This is a genomic window from Listeria welshimeri serovar 6b str. SLCC5334 (assembly GCF_000060285.1).
Taxonomy (GTDB): Bacteria; Bacillota; Bacilli; order Lactobacillales; family Listeriaceae; genus Listeria; species Listeria welshimeri.
Map to the genome: position 1 here is coordinate 2537005 of NC_008555.1, position 17060 is coordinate 2554064.

Genomic DNA, 17060 nt, shown 5'->3' on the forward strand with positions numbered 1-17060 from the left:
CCCATCCCTTTATTTTCTAACTTTAAAAATAATCCACTTACTAAAAACATAGTTTAATACTAATACTATAATATTAGTCCATATTTTTGCCCATAATTCATTTATTTCTAATCCACTAATTAATAATATCATTACTAAGAAATCAACAATATAAGTTAGAAATCTAAAACCAAAGAATGAAGAAACTTCTCTTGCTTTTTCCTTCCAAGTGGGAGTATAACTCTCAAACACATATTTCTTATTGGAAAAATAAGCGAATAATACAGATGCTACCCATGCAATTGTATTCGCAATCCGGTAATCCCAATTTAATAAATCAGTACATAGCCAAAAGGTTACAATATTAATAAGAGTTGTAAATCCACCCATAATTAAATACATAAGAATACTATGCATACTATCTGTATACCATGGTAACTTGTCTAACAATTGCCTAACTCTACTCATTTGACATCTTCTTTCTCTCCATTATATTCTTCTACAAAATAAAGCGGACGTTTTTTTACTTCATTAAAAATTCTTCCTAAATATTCACCAATAATTCCTATACTAGTTAGTTGAATCCCACCTAAAAATAATATAGTTATCATTAATGTTGGAAACCCGCTCGAATTAGATCCCATTATCAAAGTTTTTATTAATATATAAATCAAATAAACAAAGGTTCCAAGCGATATGGTAAATCCTGCTACAGTTGATAATCGAAGAGGTAATGTAGTATAGGAAGTAATTCCTTCAAGAGCCAAATTGATTAAAGCTCGATAATTCCATTTAGTTTCACCTGCATGTCTAGGTGCAGCATCAAAAGTAACTTCTACTTTTTTAAAACCAATCCAATTATAAAGTCCCTTTGTATAACGTTGCGTTTCTTTTAGTTTTTTAATAGCATCTACACACCGTCTATCAAGCAATCGAAAATCGCCGGTATCTGGAAGAACTGGCGTTTTAGTCACTTTTTGTAAAGTTTTATAATAATATTTCGATGTTATTTTCTTCACCCAACTTTCTCCAGGGCGTTTGTTCCTTCTTGCATAAACATCCTCATAACCTAATTCCCAGAGTTCAACCATTTGAGTAATTAACTCTGGCGGATGTTGTAAATCAGCATCCATTGTAATGACAGCATCACCTTTTGCATAGTCGAACCCGGCAGCCATTGCTATCTCTTTCCCGTAATTTCTTGATAGGTCTACAAACCCTACTCGCTTATCTTCTTTATGTAACTGTTTCACTATTTCTAATGTATTATCTTTACTACCATCATTGATAAATAATAGCTCAAAGGTATATTTGTCTTTGATAGAGTCCATAACATTAACAACAGTTTCATATAATTTAATAATTGATTCTTGCTCATTGTATGCCGGAACAGATATTGTAATTAGTTTCATCATCTTTCTCCTTCTTATGTCTAGCCTCAGTATGCTCTAAAAATGATAGTATCAAAATTAACAAGAAAAGTACAGGTTGGATTTATTTTTTAAACATTTCTTCCTGTAATAATTCATAAAAAGCTTCATTATTCTCGGTTTTCTTTAAATATCGAACAAATCTTTCTGAAATATCAAGTCCGTCGCCTTGTTTTGGCATGGCTTTGCGAATTTTCCACAGTTGTTCTAGACGATCTTTTGATAATAATAATTCTTCTTTTCTTGTTCCAGAGCGGCGCATGTCGATTGCAGGAAAGACGCGACGTTCCGCAAGTTGACGATCAAGATGCAATTCCATATTTCCAGTACCTTTAAATTCTTCATAAATCACATCGTCCATCCGTGAGCCTGTATCAACTAATGCAGTAGCAAGAATTGTTAAACTACCGCCCTCTTCTATATTACGTGCTGCTCCAAAAAAACGTTTGGGTCTATGGAAAGCTGCCGGATCAATCCCACCTGAAAGCGTTCGGCCACTTGGCGGAATAACTAAATTATAAGCGCGTGCAAGACGTGTGATACTGTCCATTAAAATAACTACATCCCGTTTTTGTTCCACTAATCGCATTGCTCGTTCAAGCACAAGTTCTGCAACTTTAATATGGTTTTCTGGAACCTCGTCAAATGTCGAACTGACTACATCCGCTTTTACAGAGCGCTCAATATCAGTCACTTCTTCTGGTCGCTCATCTATTAATAAAACTATTAATTCAGCGTCTGGATGATTTGTCGTAATCGCATTCGCAATTTCTTTTAACAAAACGGTTTTCCCAGCCTTTGGTGGCGCAACAATTAGTCCACGTTGACCAAAACCAATCGGAGAAATCAGATCAATTGTACGCGTTGAAATTGGATATTTGTCCGTTTCTAAATGAATTTGGCGATCAGGGTAAAGTGGTGTTAGACCTGGAAAATGTACTCTTTCTTTCGCCACTTCTGGGTTTTCTCCATTTACTGCTTCCACATGTAGTAAACCAAAATAGCGTTCATTCTCTTTTGGTGGGCGAACTTTTCCAGAAACTTTGTCCCCTGTTCTTAATTCAAAACGTCTGATTTGAGAAGCCGAAATGTAAATATCTTCTGAACTAGAAGAATAATTAATTGGACGTAAAAAACCAAATCCCTCATTAGAAATAATTTCTAAAACACCTTCCATGAAAAAGAAACCTTCTTTTTCGGCATTTGATTTAAGTAAAGCAAAAATAAGTTCTCGTTTAGTAAGTTTGCTATAATAAGCAATTTTGTGTTCTTTTGCTAAAGCATAAATATCTTTAATTGTTAAGCTTTCTAAGTATGCAATGGAGAGTTTAGCCATTATGTACCACCTTTTTTAGTTTTTATATATTTTTAGGAAGGCTCGAGATGAGGTGAAATCGAGGGAAGGCTGAAACGAGTCCATTCGCTCAGCCTCTGATTTTTAAATATTTGTTTCTGCGGTTTTGCTTCGAGTTATATCTGCACCAATAGCAGAAAGTTTTTCAATAATTTTACTATAGCCGCGCTCAATATGTTCCACACCATGAATTTCTGTTTTTCCTTCAGCTAAAAGACCTGCAACAACAAGTGCTGCACCAGCTCTTAAATCCGTTGCTGTCACTTTGGAACCTTGTAATTTCGCGGGGCCATTAATCACAGCTGATCTACCTTCTAACTTGAATTTCCCACCCATGCGTTCAAGTTCAGCAATATGCTTGAATCGACTTGGATAAATTGTGTCTGTAATAACACTACTACCTTCAGCACGCGTTAAAAGGGCAGTGAGTGGTTGTTGTAAATCTGTTGGAAAGCCTGGATAAGCATATGTTTTAACATCGACTTTTTTAATACTATCCACTTCCCCAACAAAAATAGCATCTTCCTCAATATCCATTGGCACGCCCATTTCCGTCAGTTTTGCAATGATACCTTCTAAATGCGTTGGAATAACGTTTTCAATACGTATGCCTTTTCCTGAAGCCGCTGCAAGAACCATAAAAGTGCCAGCTTCAATTCTATCCGGAATAATCGTATGATGGCAACCGTGAAGGTGATCTACACCTGTAATTCGAATTGTATCCGTACCTGCACCTTTAATAATCGCACCCATATTTGTTAAAAGAGTAGCTACATCAATAATCTCTGGCTCTTTTGCGGCATTTTCAATAATTGTTTTTCCTTTTGCACGAACAGCAGCTAACATAATATTAATGGTAGCTCCCACACTTACAACGTCTAGGTAAATACGAGCACCTTTAAGTTCGTCTGCCCGTAAATAAATCGCGCCTTGTTCATTAGTAACTTTTGCTCCAAGTGCTTCAAAACCCTTGATGTGTTGATCAATTGGGCGTGGACCTAAATAACAACCACCAGGAAGTCCGATAACTGCTTTTTTGAATCTTCCAAGCATAGCACCCATTAAATAATAAGAAGCCCGTAGTTTCTTTACGTTCCCGGATGGAAGTGGCATAGAAATCATATCTGTTGGATCAATAAATGCTGTTTTATTATCATAACGGACACTGCCGCCAAGTTCTTCTAAAATATCATAAAGTGTATGCACATCAGAAATATCTGGTAGACCTTCTAAAACTACTTCAGACTCCGCCAAAATTGCAGCTGGAATCAAGGCAACTGCGCTATTTTTCGCGCCATCTACTTGCAAAGTGCCTGCTAATTTTTTGCCACCTTGAATAATTAATTTATCCGTCACAAATGTACCCTTCTTTCCTGAAGCATGTAATACTTCATTCATTATCCATTAATTTGTTTTACTTTGCAAGATTCTTTCTTCAAAAAAAGCCAGGAACATATTGTTCCAAGCTTCCATTATTGTGGCAAATTTTTTGCAGGTGATTTTGCTAATGCTTCAATCCGAGGTTTAATTTTTTTAGAGGCAGTATCTTTGATTAATAAAGCTCCTGCACCAAATATGATACAACTGTAATAGGTTATTATTCGCCATAAAACAAGTGCCATCAGTAACTTTGCAGGACCAAGTAACATGCCGAATAATAATGTGAATGTATATTCTGCACCACCAGCACCACCCGGGGTCGGCATCACTGTAGCAAACATAATGATAAACGCATGATAAGTAATTGCCATATATAAGCCAATTCCTGTTACACCTATTGCTTGTAAAATAAAAAATGGAATCGAAAAATAACTCCATAATTGTAAAGTCGTATAAAAACAACAACGTATAATTAATTTCCAGTCTTTACCAATTCGGTTACTTTCTTCGTGAAATGTAATAATTTTTTCGTCCAATATATTTCTCAAATTGGCTGCTTTTTCTTTTTTCATAAATAATTTTGTTGGCACAAGCAAAACATGTACTAATTTGGTTGTGAATTTTTGGCTTCTACCAACTAAAATCAAAGCGACTATAACAACCACATGGACAGCAAAACCCAATAAAACAAGGAATTTCAGCTGAGTCACACCAGTCATTAAATAATGGATACCAAAAATCAAAATAACTAAAAAGTTTAATACTACCATCGCTTGATAAATAATGAATTTCACGAGTAAAACGGAACTTCCTCTTCCCGCATCCATTCCTTGTTTTGTAAGCATCACAAGTTGCGCAGGTTGCCCACCTGTTGCCATTGGTGTAATGGTATTAAAAAACTGACCAATCATCGTAATTCGAAAAGATGAAAAAAAACGTTGATCTTTATTTGCCGGTTTTGACGCTGTTTGCAATACAACTGCTTCTAAAAACCAATAAATAAACATTGCCGCAAAAGCTGCTAATAACCACCACGGATTTACCTTTAACATTGAAGCAAAGAAAGTAGAGATGTCTACGCCTTGGAATTGCCAAATAATGAAACCTATACTTATAGCTAATACAATCCCAATATTAAACAGATTCTTCTTTAAGCCACCACTCAATACTCTTCACTCCTTCATTAATAACCCTTGATAAAAATCAAGCCATATCTCAGCTAAACGATCCTCTGAATAATATGCTGCACCTCGCTTAGCCGCTTGAAGCATTTCATCATAATAATTAGAATCTTCCTCCAAATGTCTGATAGCCTGAATAAAACCAGGATTATCCACTTCTTTCACATAATATCCAACTAAAATTTCTTCATAAAGCTCCAAATTACGAAGCACTATCGGAACATCGGAACTCATCGCTTCTAAAATCGCCATTGGAAACAACTCATTATAAGATGGCATAAAGAACACATCCGCCATATTGATACAAGCATTCATCTCTGAACGATCAATAATCCCAATGAATTTTACGTTATCTGGTGGATTATCATAGATTTTCTTCAATTCCTCATAACCAGAAGTAATTTTGCCAAAAGAAAATCCACCTGCCCAAATGAATTGAACATTAGGAAGTTGTTTAGCTACTTCAATAAAATCAAGAACTCCTTTGCGATGTTGCACCTGACCAATTCCTATAACAGTGAACTTATCTAATGGAATTCCATATTTTTTCCGAGCAAGATTTTTTTCTTCTTTTGAAATAGGATAAAAACTTTTTTTAGAAACAAAGTTAGGTATATAATGAATTTTCTCTTCCGGAATATTATAAGCTGTTAGTTTTGGTATAAACGATGGATTTACAACTACAATCTCATCCATTCGCTTATAAAAGCCAATCAGATATTTATAGAAAACAATCCGAGCTATCCAAGGTAATTTCAAACTACCTTCCATCGTCTCTGGCAAAAAATGTACATAACCCACGCGGACTCCTCGTTTTTTCTTAAAAAAAGTCGAAAGAAAAAAACGGAAATCAACAGTATGGTAATGTGTGATATCCGATTTCTTAAAACTATTAATCTTCATATCAATCTCATTTTTATATCTTTCTTCCAGCAAGTTCACAAGTTCGCGGTAAGCAGATGCTACACCTTGACCTTTTACTTTTTCTGCTGAAGATAGCATTGTCAACTTAATCACGCCGCGACGACCTCTCTTTCCTGTGAACGTGCGCTGAAGATGATAAAGAAAATACTTGAGAAGCTATTTTACTTTTTATCAAAGTCGGCTTTGTTTTAATAGTGCCATTTTGTCGCTTTACTCGGTAAATTTCACACACTTCATTATATGTTGATTCAATATTAAGACCAAATTGATCTGCAGAAATTGATTCTACTTTCACTCTTCCATTTGATGCTACAAGGGTAGCTGTATTTTTGTCAGAAAGTATTTGAATTAAAAGTCCTGCGAGCTCAACATCTTTATCGAAAAGAAAAGCCGTTTCTTTATCAGTTAAAAATCCTTCGATACTTTCATCGCGCTTTGCAACAACTGGTAATGAAGCCGCCATCGCCTCTGCATAAGTCAATCCTTGTGTTTCAGTTGTTGAAGCACTAACAAATAGATCTCCTAATTGGTAATATAAGCTAATATTTTCCCAATCAACCGCGCCTGTGAAAATAACATTATTTTTTAATTGTTTAGCTTCTACTAATTTTTCTAAGTCTCGACGAACTGGGCCATCCCCTACAATCACCAATTTCGCATTAGGGGTAGCTTGTATAACTTCTGGCATCGCATGAATAATCGCATCTATATTTTTTTCTTGTGCAATTCTACCTAATGAAAGGATTACCGCGTCATTCATTCCAATTCCTAGCGATTTCTTTAAATCTATAATTCGCTGTTTTTCAACCGGGGCAAAAGAAGAAATATCAGTACCTGTTGGAATAGTATACATTAATTTATGGATACCTTGCTCCTCCAAATGATGCCTTACTTTTGCTGTTGGAGTAATGATTGCATCGTAACTATCACAAAATGATTTAGTCATTTTTCCAACCATTGAAGGCGTTAAAATTTTTCCTTTCGCAATATAATGTAAGTAATCAACATACATTGTGTGGTAAGTGTGGATAGATGGGATATTATATTTCTTAGCAATTCGCTTGCCTAAAAGTCCAAGTGAAAACTCAGTATGCGTATGTATAATATCAAGATTCAAACGCCCCACTAACTTAATAAACTTATTCATTCCTGCAAATGCTACGCGACGTTCTGGAAAAAAGATAAACGGAATACTAGGCAAACGAAATACACGTCCCTCTTCGCTTTTTCTATCAGCATTAGGATCGGTGGTTGTAAAAATATATACAGTGTGTCCTTGTTTTTTTAATTCGTTTTCCATAATCATTATCGATGTAGCTACACCGCTGATTTGCGGACTGTAGGTATCCGTAAAAATCCCTATATTCATTGCTATCGCCTACTCTCTTCCTCGTTGGTTCATTCATCATTTAGTATATTATTATAGCATAACTCTAGTCATACGTATTATATATTCCATTACATTATGTCTGATTTATATAAATAAAACATGCGCCTGAGGCATGATTTTTAATCGGGAAATTTAATATTTTTACTATTTTTAAACAAAAGCTATTGTTATCATACCATATTCGCCTTGATAACGATAATTAATTTCCTTCTATAAGTATTAAAGCTTAACACAAAAAATAACTGGCAAAATCAGCGAGTGATTCTAACCAGTTATCTTTTATATCATCATAAAGTTCGTCTTACGCTTTACCGTTAGAACCAAACTCTTGAATTTTTTCTGTAACAGTTTTGATAATCGCGTCCACACCAGGGCCGATTACTTTACGTGGATCATAAACTTTGTCATCTGTAGCTAATTTTTCGCGAACAGCTGCAGTCCAAACGATTTGGCATTCAGTGTTAACGTTGATTTTGCTATGACCTAGTTCAATTGCTTTTTTGATTTGGTGTTCAGGAATTCCAGAACCACCGTGAAGTACAAGTGGAGCACCTGTAAGTTCGGAGATTTCTTTCATTTCGTCAAAACCAAGAACAGGTTCGCCGTGGTAAGGACCGTGAACAGAACCTAACGCTGCAGCAAGTGCATCAATGTTAGCTTCTTTAACAACACGTAAACATTCTTGTGGATCAGCATAGTTGATTCCACCAGTAACTCCGTCTTCGTCTCCACCAACAGTTCCAATTTCCGCTTCTACAGATACGCCTTTAGCATGCGCATAATCAACAACTTGTTTAGTCATTGCAATATTTTCGTCGATTGGGTGGTGAGAACCGTCGATCATTACAGAAGAGAATCCTGCATCGATAGCCGCTTTACAAGAATCAAAGCTTGAACCATGATCAAGGTGAATCGCAACAGGTACAGTGATTTTCAGGTCTTCTACAAGTCCTTCAGTCATTTTTACAACTGTTTTGAATCCTCCCATGTATTTAGCAGCTCCTTCAGAAACTCCTAAAATAACTGGTGCTTTTTCTGCTTCTGCAGCTTTCAAAATAGCTTGAGTCCATTCAAGGTTGTTGATGTTGAATTGACCAACAGCATATTTTCCAGCTAATGCTTTTTTCAGCATGTCTGTCATGTTAACGATAGGCATAATACAATTTCCTCCCTCAGGAATTTAGGAAAACCATTTTGATTTCCCCTAAGATTTGAATTTCCGCCGTGAAAAATAGTGGCAGCTATTTTCCCCTAACAAACCTATGATAACAGATTTGTGATGAATTTACCATAAAAACAAGAAAATTTTCTGGTGTAAACGCTTTAGCCTCTAAGGCGGGCTGAAATCCTATTTTTATCCGCAAATACTTCTAGTGCCTCTGGTATTACTTCAATTGTGTATGGTGCTTTTCCGCCGTAAACACCATCATAACTTACATTTAAATCTGCTTCACTTTTGATAGTGACCTTATTGGTACGTGTGTGAATGACATACGGACTATTTAAGTGTGTACCTTTCTTTATTGAAGCGAATAATTGGAATAATTTTTTAGGAGATACTTTCTTTAAAATGAGTAATTCAAACATGCCACTATTTAGTTCAGCTGGAGGACATAATGTTTCCATTCCTCCTATCGAGTTTGATTTATTTACAAAAAACAGCAGGATTTCTCCGCTAAAAATCTTATCATTGTATGTAATTTCCACTTGAATTGGCGATAAATTGGGAAGCATTGTTAAGCCGCTAAAAAGATAAGCTAATCTACCCCATTTAGATTTCATGGATTCTTTGACGGCATAAGTTATTTCGGTTATTTTCCCACCGGCTGCATTATTAATAAAAAATTCGGTTTCATTAGCTTTCCCAATGTCCACCCGAACAGTTTCTTGTTTAGCAATAATGTGCAATGCTTCAAGTGGATTTTTGGCACAATTTAAAGCTCTAGCATAATCATTTGTCGTTCCAACTGGTAAAATACCTAATTTCGGCGGATTTTCAACTTGCATTAAACCGTTAACCACTTCATTCACAGTCCCATCTCCGCCTGCTGCAATCACAATATCAAACCCATTTTCTGCTGCATGTTTAGCAATCGCTGTAGTACTTTTCGGTACGGGTGTAGAAGGCACTAAAGTTACTTCAAAATCTGCTTCTGTTAAAATTTTTTCTGCATCCGGAAGTAATTTTCTGAACTTATTTTTTCCAGCTGCCGGATTGTATATTATCATTGCTTTCTTCTGCAAATTACCGTTCCCTCTTTCCTATAGATATTGTTTAGTGTCCTATTTCGTCCCACAGATGTCAACTTGTTTGACTGAAAGAGTGACTAAGTTGATTGAGAGGGCTTTTTACCTATTACAAATCACACGCTTGATGCGCATCAAAGTTACATTTTGGGATACCATATTGAAATTTTATTGCTTTTGCATTAAAAAACATGCGTAAATAGGTTCATTGTTGCCAATTCCCATTGACTACAACCTAACGTGTTGTCATAATTAGTATAAGAATTACTTTATTTCTTATAATAAGTAATGTAGTTAGGAGAGGATTAAAACTTTGAAAAAATTAGTAAAATCGGCGGTTGTTTTTGCAAGCCTTGCTTTTATTGGCGCCTCCGCTACCATGATTACAGAAAATGCAAGTGCTGCTTCCATTGATACAGTACAAAAAGTAGACGATCAATCTATTTATATCCCAAAAGGTATTAGAGACGGGACTGCGACGGAAGAACACGATGGCTTTGAAGATGAAACTAATAGCGTACTGAAGGAAGTACCTTTACTACGAGCAGCAGGATATCCTGACGTCAATTCTTATATTAAAACAAACAAATTTTCTACCGCTTCCATTGAAAAACAATTAAAAAGTCAATTTCCCAAGTTTAACTATCGGAATGGTTACGGCAAACCAGAGGGAATTGTTATCCATGAAACAGCTAATAATTCTTCCACTATTACAGGTGAAATTAACTATATGAGTACGAACTACAATAACGCTTTTGTTCATGCATTTGTAGATAAATCTCGTATTATTCAAATTCATCCTACTGAAAATGGTGTCTGGGGAGCCGGTCAATATGCCAATGCTCGTTTTATCCAAGTCGAACTAGTGCGCTCCAAAACTTTTGATGAATTTTCCCGTTCTATAAATAACTATGCTTATTATACCGCGTATCTTTTAGATCAATACAAGCTCCCAGTAGACAGCGCACATAGTGATGGTAAAGGGACTGTCTGGTCACATGATGCCGTAACTCGTTATTTAGGTGGAACCACTCACACCGATCCCGTAGGCTATTTCAACCAATGGGGTTATAATTTTAATAGTTTTGTTACTTTAGTTAATGAAAAGTATAAGGCAATTCAATCTAGTAAAGTGACTTATGATAAAATCGAATATGATAAAGGCGTTACCGCTTATGCACGAGTAAAAACTGCTCCCGGAAATGCTGTTTGGACGAAACCATACAAAACAGAAGGCGCTAAAGGCATTAATCCACTTTCTGTATATGTCGGCAAAAATATGCGTATCTTACGTGAAGCTAAAACACCAATAACTACTTGGTATCAGTTTAGCATTGATGGTAAAACAATCGGATGGGTCGATACTCGCGCTCTGGATACATTTTATAAGCAGAGCATGGAAAAACCGGCCAATTTAACACGTTATGTACTTGCCAACAAAGCCAACGAAGCTTACTATAAAGTTCCTGTCGCGGATTCAGCGGTCAAATGGGGCACTTTATCCACTTACAAAAATCAAAAGTTAACAGTTGATAGACAAGCTACTATTGAAGGACAACTATGGTACCGAATAAAAACAAGTTCTACCTTCATCGGATGGACGAAAGCAGCCAATTTAACAACTGTTTCTCCAGTCGATAAAATCGAATACGATAAAGGCGTTACCGCTTATGCACGAGTAAAAACTGCTCCCGGAAATGCTGTTTGGACGAAACCATACAAAACAGAAGGAGCTAAAGGCGTTAACCCACTTTCTGTATATGTCGGCAAAAATATGCGTATCTTACGCGAAGCCAAAACACCAATAACCACTTGGTATCAGTTTAGCATTGATGGTAAAACAATCGGATGGGTCGATACCCGCGCTCTGAATACGTTTTATAAGCAGAGCATGGAAAAACCGGCCAATTTAACACGTTATGTACTTGCCAACAAAGCCAACGAAGCTTACTATAAAGTTCCTGTCGCGGATTCAGCGGTTAAATGGGGCACTTTATCCACTTACAAAAATCAAAAGTTAACAGTTGATAGACAAGCTACTATTGAAGGACAACTATGGTACCGAATAAAAACAAGTTCTACCTTTATCGGGTGGACGAAAGCGGCAAACCTTAGTACTAGCAAATAAAGTAAAAAAGACCGCATAGCCCAAGATTGGCTAAGCGGTCTTTTTTGTAGTTTTATTTATTATCCAAAGCTGCACCAACAAAGTCTTTAAACAAGCTTTGTGGACGGTTAGGACGAGAAATGAATTCTGGGTGATATTGACATGCGACAAACCAAGGATGGTCAGTTAATTCTACCACTTCAACTAGACGTCCATCTGGGCTTGTTGCGGAAACAATCATGCCAGCTTCTTCCATTTGTTCTCTGTATTCGTTATTAAACTCATAACGATGACGGTGACGCTCTTCTACAAGGGTTTTGCCATATGCAGCCTCTGTTTTTGTTCCTTGCTTGATACGCGCTGGATACAAGCCTAAACGAAGCGTCCCACCCATGTTTTCGATATTTTTTTGTTCTGGTAATAAATCAATGATATTATGGTTTGTTTCTGGTTCGATTTCTGCAGAATGCGCTCCTTCAAGTCCAAGTACGTTACGAGCAAATTCAACAGTTGCTAGTTGCATACCTAAACAAATACCAAAGTAAGGAACTTTATTTACGCGCGCATATTCGATAGCGGCAATTTTACCTTCAATAGCACGATCTCCAAAGCCACCAGGAACTAGTATTCCATCCACGTCTTTCATGATTTCAGCAACATTTTCTTTTGTTACTTTTTCAGAATCAATCCAGTCAATTTCGATTTCTGCATCATGGTCATATCCTGCATGACGAAGTGCTTCTGCTACAGAAAGGTAAGCATCTTGCAAGGAAACATATTTACCAACTAAACCGATACGAACTTTTTTGGAAAGGTTTTTCACGCGATGTACTAAGTTTTTCCAATCAGTCATTTCGGCTTGTGGTGCTTCTAGTTGCAAGTGTTCTAAGACGATATCATCCATTTTTTGTTTTTGTAAAGAAAGTGGTACGTTATAAAGTGTTTCTTCATCACGAGATTCAATAACCTCAGAAGCTTTAATATCACAAAATAGCGCAATCTTATCTTTCATTTCTTGTGAAACTGGTTGCTCTGTACGAACAACAATAATGTTTGGCTGAATTCCTAAACTACGAAGCTCTTTAACACTATGTTGTGTGGGTTTAGTTTTCATTTCGCCAGCTGCTTTGATGTATGGAATTAAAGTTGTATGGATATAAAGTACGTTTTCCGCACCAACATCCCCTTTAATTTGACGAATAGCTTCTAGGAACGGTAAGGATTCGATGTCCCCAACTGTTCCACCAATTTCCGTGATAATGATATCTGAATTAGTCATGCGAGCTGCACGGAAAACACGATCTTTTAATTCGTTTGTAATATGCGGAATAACTTGCACCGTTCCACCTAAGTAATCCCCGCGACGTTCTTTTTTAATAACTTCTGAGTAAACTTTACCAGTTGTAACGTTACTGTATTTATTCAAGTTAATATCGATAAAACGTTCGTAATGGCCAAGGTCCAAGTCTGTTTCTGCGCCGTCATCCGTCACATAAACTTCCCCGTGTTGGTATGGACTCATAGTTCCTGGATCCACATTGATGTATGGATCAAACTTTTGAATAGTTACACTAAGTCCACGATTTTTCAGCAAACGTCCGAGTGATGCTGCTGTGATTCCTTTTCCGATTGACGAAACTACGCCACCTGTAACGAAAATATACTTTGTCATGTTAAAAAAATCTACTCCTTCCTGAAATGAAAAACTTGCAGGGTTCTGACGATTTTCCTGCTGGGGTGGGAAATTGCCAGATAAAACAATATTGTGATTATCTCTCTCATGCACCAATCACAATTTCAAGTATTTTGTAAACCAAAATAAAAAACACTCCGCCTACTTCATAAAAGTAAGGGAGCGCTGATTCTCATAAATATCCGTCCCTATAAAAGGGAGCCCAAATAAAATACTACTAATGATAGCGTGATAAGTCAAGCCTTTATTTTTTGAAAACGCCATCAATCCATGAAGGAAGCTAAAAAAAATCAGATAGACACATTCCTACAAAATAGGTGCATTTATCTGATTAACATTTAGTTATTATTTATCTTCTGGGTCTTCTGTATAATCGCCATCAGTATAATCATCTTCTACAGTTGCTAAATCGCCTTCGATTCCGTCTGGTAAATGATCATCCTCATCTTCGTCTTCATCAAGTAAGACATCCGCAAGAGTGATTTCTTCTTCACCAAGTTCTTCTACGATTTCTTCATCATCATAGTCCACATCATCATCCAGAATTTCTTCGTCGTCATCATCATCTGATTTACGTTTTTTCTTCGGTGTTGTTTGTGTTTGAACTTCTTCATCAATTGCATCCATTGGATACCAAGCACGAAGTCCCCACATGTTATTTCCTAGCGAAATAAAGTTACCATCAATATTCATATCTGTATAAAATTGAACAAGACGCTCCCTTATTTCTGCATCTTTCAAACCTAGGAACGCTTGAATCTCTTTCACTAATTCAGGGAAAAGAATTGTTTCTTTCCGCTGTTCCAAAATAAAATGTGCAACATCAATTAAAGATAGCTCACTACGTTCTTCTTGCGTTAAGTTCTTTAAATCCAAAACTGGCACGCCCTTTCTATCATAATTCCAAATTATTTAGCTGTTATTTATTCGTTCAGCCCAACTTCACTATTTTACATGTTATTTCTGGCAAGTACAACCTAAATTTTCTTAATTACATCAATTCTTCTTGACTATTTTATATCCGATGTAAAAGAATAGGATGGCCATTAAAAGAATTGGGATTGATCCAAGTTGAAAGTCGTAGAGAATATAGATTGCGACGCACAGAAACACGAAAAGCAGCGCCAAAATTATTAATCGCTTCATCATATGCTCTCCCCGTTTTTTCAATTACCTATGTTTCTATTAACTTTAGTACATTTTGGCTATGACGTCAACGAGTAACCTATAAATTTAGGATATCACATTTTTTCTGGCGCTGATACACCTAGAAGTGTCAAACCATTTCTAAGGGTAATTTGTGCTGTCTTGATGAGTGAAAGTCTTGCTTGTGTTACTTCTAAATTATCCATATCGAGTACTTTATTACTATTATAAAAACGGTGAAATGCAGTTGCTAAATCGTTTAAGTACCGAACAATGCGGTGTGGCGCTCTTTTTGCAGCAGCTTCTGCAACGACATCTGCAAACTCACCTAAAACTTTTAATAAATCATATTCTGCTTCTGTTTGTAAAAGACTCATGTCCGCGTCTTTTGTCACTTCTAAACCTTGTTCTTTACCAGAACGTAAAATACTCGAAATTCTTGCATGCGCATATTGTACATAATAAACTGGATTATCATTAGAAGTTGATTTGGCCAAGCTCATATCAAAATTCATATGTGTGTCAGAACTACGCATTGCAAAGAAATATCTTGTCGCGTCAAGGCCAACTTCTTCAATTAAGTCACGCATTGTAACAGATTTACCAGTACGTTTACTCATTTTAACTTGAACACCATCTTCAAATAAGTGAACTAATTGAATGATTTCTACTTCTAGTTGATTGGGCGAATAGCCAAGTGCTTCAATTGCAGCACGCATCCGCGGAATATAACCATGGTGATCCGCTCCCCAAATATCAATTAACACATCAAATCCACGCTCTAATTTGTTTAAATGGTAAGCGATATCTGGTAAGAAATACGTGTAACTACCGTCTGATTTGATTAAAACCCGGTCCTTATCATCTTCAAAATCAGTTGTTCTTAACCAAGTCGCACCATCTTGTTCATAAATATAGCCATTTTCGCGTAAACGTTCTAACGCAGGTAATACTTTGTTTTCTTCATATAAAGATGTTTCTGAAAACCATTCATCAAAAGAAACACGGAATTCTTCTAAATCCGCACGTAATTTTCCAGTTTCAAAAGCTAATGCATCTACACGAAAAACTGAACGACGCTCTTCTTCACTAGTGTTTACATATTTATCACCATATTTAGCAGCTAAGTCTTTACCGAGTGAAATAATATCAGCACCTCGGTAACCATCTTCTGGAAATTCAGATTCTAAGCCTAATGCTTCAAAATAGCGCGCTTCTGCTGAAAGAACTAAATTATTAATTTGATTTCCGGCATCATTAATATAATACTCTCTTGAAACATCAAATCCAGCCATTTTCATAATGTTTGCAAGTGAATCTCCAATTGCAGCTCCCCGGGCATGTCCTAAATGCAAGTCACCAGTCGGATTTGCAGAAACAAATTCAATTTGGAATTTTTCTCCTTTACCAAAATCCGACTCTCCGTATTTGTGATCTTCTGTCAGAATAACTGGAACTAATTCGGTTAAATAAGCATTATCTAAATAAAAATTAATAAAACCAGGTCCAGCGATTTCCACTTCTTTAATTAATTTGTTATCTTTTTTTAGTTCTGGAACGATACTTTCGGCAATTTGACGAGGAGCTTTCTTAGCTACTCTAGCAAGCTGCATCGCGATATTAGTTGAATAATCTCCATGCTTTTTATCTTTTGGTACTTCGAGTAAGATTTCTGGTACTTCCACTTCTGGTAATCCAACTGCTTGAACCACTGCTTGTTTGATATGTTCAATTAGTTTTATTTGGTTCTCTTGCATGACATTCATTCTGCGTCCTCCTCTATTTTCATTAAAACAGTATACGAGCCAATATATTCACCGTGACTTAGCAAATCATATTGAAATGCTACTTCGCTTAATACATCTGGCTTATTTTCATATAGTTCTTCCATTGATACTAATTCTGATTCTAATTGTAATTTACCTGCTCCTGAATCAACAGACGCTGTACTTCTCCTATTATCTCGGAAAAAGTGCATTCTCATATTTACGGCACCACTTCTCATTAAAAGTAGCTCGTTGTCAGCAATTTTTAGAACCGTACGAATCGTTCCAGCTAATTGTTTTTCCTCATAATGCAGATATCGATTGCCTTTATCGCGGTAAAAAACACCCGAAACGGACATATCGGATTTCTCTTCTGCATCCATCTGACGGATGACATTGGTGATATGAATAGTTACTTTTTTTCGTTCCATTTGATTGGCTGTCATATCGCTTATTTACCCCT

At 36.4% G+C, this 17060-nt stretch carries 14 protein-coding genes; 1 reads left to right on the forward strand and 13 read right to left on the reverse strand.

Annotated elements, in window-relative coordinates; all coding sequences use genetic code 11:
* Positions 1-9: 9 nt before the first annotated feature.
* From gtcA to LWE_RS12830, 9 genes are all read right to left on the reverse strand, one after another.
* Positions 10-447, reverse strand: a complete 438-nt coding sequence (gene gtcA / locus LWE_RS12790) for a cell wall teichoic acid glycosylation protein GtcA (protein ID WP_011703227.1) — start codon at positions 445-447, stop codon at positions 10-12.
* Positions 444-1391, reverse strand: a complete 948-nt coding sequence (locus LWE_RS12795) for a glycosyltransferase family 2 protein (protein ID WP_011703228.1) — start codon at positions 1389-1391, stop codon at positions 444-446. The genes gtcA and LWE_RS12795 overlap by 4 nt, the downstream gene beginning before the upstream one ends.
* A gap of 82 nt (positions 1392-1473) precedes the next feature.
* Positions 1474-2745 carry a transcription termination factor Rho gene (gene rho, locus LWE_RS12800; RefSeq protein WP_011703229.1) on the reverse strand — a complete coding sequence of 424 codons (1272 nt, stop codon included), beginning with the start codon at positions 2743-2745 and terminating at the stop codon, positions 1474-1476.
* Positions 2746-2847: 102 nt separating this feature from the next.
* Entirely contained in the window at positions 2848-4119 is a 1272-nt protein-coding gene (locus tag LWE_RS12805) for a UDP-N-acetylglucosamine 1-carboxyvinyltransferase (protein ID WP_011703230.1), read from the reverse strand.
* Positions 4120-4235: 116 nt separating this feature from the next.
* Positions 4236-5309 carry a lysylphosphatidylglycerol synthase transmembrane domain-containing protein gene (locus LWE_RS12810; RefSeq protein WP_011703231.1) on the reverse strand — a complete coding sequence of 358 codons (1074 nt, stop codon included), beginning with the start codon at positions 5307-5309 and terminating at the stop codon, positions 4236-4238.
* Between the two features lie 6 nt (positions 5310-5315).
* The gene (locus LWE_RS12815; RefSeq protein WP_041176381.1) at positions 5316-6341 is read right to left on the reverse strand and encodes a glycosyltransferase family 4 protein; all 1026 of its coding nucleotides are present in this window, start codon (positions 6339-6341) and stop codon (positions 5316-5318) included.
* On the reverse strand, positions 6334-7617 hold the full coding sequence (locus LWE_RS12820) for a glycosyltransferase family 4 protein (protein ID WP_011703233.1): 1284 nt from the start codon (positions 7615-7617) through the stop codon (positions 6334-6336). The genes LWE_RS12815 and LWE_RS12820 overlap by 8 nt, the downstream gene beginning before the upstream one ends.
* Positions 7618-7939: 322 nt before the next feature.
* Positions 7940-8794, reverse strand: a complete 855-nt coding sequence (gene fba, locus LWE_RS12825) for a class II fructose-1,6-bisphosphate aldolase (protein ID WP_003724024.1) — start codon at positions 8792-8794, stop codon at positions 7940-7942.
* Between the two features lie 167 nt (positions 8795-8961).
* A complete protein-coding gene (locus LWE_RS12830) occupies positions 8962-9882 on the reverse strand; it encodes a diacylglycerol kinase family lipid kinase (protein ID WP_011703234.1) in 921 nt (306 codons plus the stop codon).
* Positions 9883-10198: 316 nt separating this feature from the next.
* On the opposite strand from LWE_RS12830, the gene LWE_RS12835 reads away from it, so the two are divergent.
* Positions 10199-12013 carry a GW domain-containing glycosaminoglycan-binding protein gene (locus LWE_RS12835; protein ID WP_011703235.1) on the forward strand — a complete coding sequence of 605 codons (1815 nt, stop codon included), beginning with the start codon at positions 10199-10201 and terminating at the stop codon, positions 12011-12013.
* A 52-nt stretch (positions 12014-12065) separates the two neighbouring features.
* Here LWE_RS12835 and LWE_RS12840 read toward each other — a convergent pair whose 3' ends face one another.
* From LWE_RS12840 to LWE_RS12855, 4 genes are all read right to left on the reverse strand, one after another.
* Complete coding sequence (locus LWE_RS12840) at positions 12066-13664, reverse strand: CTP synthase (RefSeq protein ID WP_011703236.1); 1599 nt, start codon at positions 13662-13664, stop codon at positions 12066-12068.
* Positions 13665-14030: 366 nt separating this feature from the next.
* On the reverse strand, positions 14031-14561 hold the full coding sequence (gene rpoE / locus LWE_RS12845; RefSeq protein WP_011703237.1) for a DNA-directed RNA polymerase subunit delta: 531 nt from the start codon (positions 14559-14561) through the stop codon (positions 14031-14033).
* 365 nt (positions 14562-14926) lie between these two features.
* Entirely contained in the window at positions 14927-16597 is a 1671-nt protein-coding gene (gene argS / locus LWE_RS12850; protein ID WP_011703238.1) for an arginine--tRNA ligase, read from the reverse strand.
* Positions 16594-17043 carry a YwiB family protein gene (locus tag LWE_RS12855; protein WP_003723610.1) on the reverse strand — a complete coding sequence of 150 codons (450 nt, stop codon included), beginning with the start codon at positions 17041-17043 and terminating at the stop codon, positions 16594-16596. The genes argS and LWE_RS12855 overlap by 4 nt, the downstream gene beginning before the upstream one ends.
* Positions 17044-17060 lie beyond the last annotated feature (17 nt).

What these genes read in the sequence shown, in the direction of transcription:
- gtcA (WP_011703227.1), bottom strand. Translation starts at nt 447, where the DNA reads ATGAGTAGAGTTAGGCAATTGTTAGACAAGTTACCATGGTATACAGAT.
- LWE_RS12795 (WP_011703228.1), bottom strand. Translation starts at nt 1,391, where the DNA reads ATGAAACTAATTACAATATCTGTTCCGGCATACAATGAGCAAGAATCA.
- rho (WP_011703229.1), bottom strand. Translation starts at nt 2,745, where the DNA reads ATGGCTAAACTCTCCATTGCATACTTAGAAAGCTTAACAATTAAAGAT.
- LWE_RS12820 (WP_011703233.1), bottom strand. Translation starts at nt 7,617, where the DNA reads ATGAATATAGGGATTTTTACGGATACCTACAGTCCGCAAATCAGCGGT.
- fba (WP_003724024.1), bottom strand. Translation starts at nt 8,794, where the DNA reads ATGCCTATCGTTAACATGACAGACATGCTGAAAAAAGCATTAGCTGGA.
- LWE_RS12840 (WP_011703236.1), bottom strand. Translation starts at nt 13,664, where the DNA reads ATGACAAAGTATATTTTCGTTACAGGTGGCGTAGTTTCGTCAATCGGA.
- argS (WP_011703238.1), bottom strand. Translation starts at nt 16,597, where the DNA reads ATGAATGTCATGCAAGAGAACCAAATAAAACTAATTGAACATATCAAA.
- LWE_RS12855 (WP_003723610.1), bottom strand. Translation starts at nt 17,043, where the DNA reads ATGACAGCCAATCAAATGGAACGAAAAAAAGTAACTATTCATATCACC.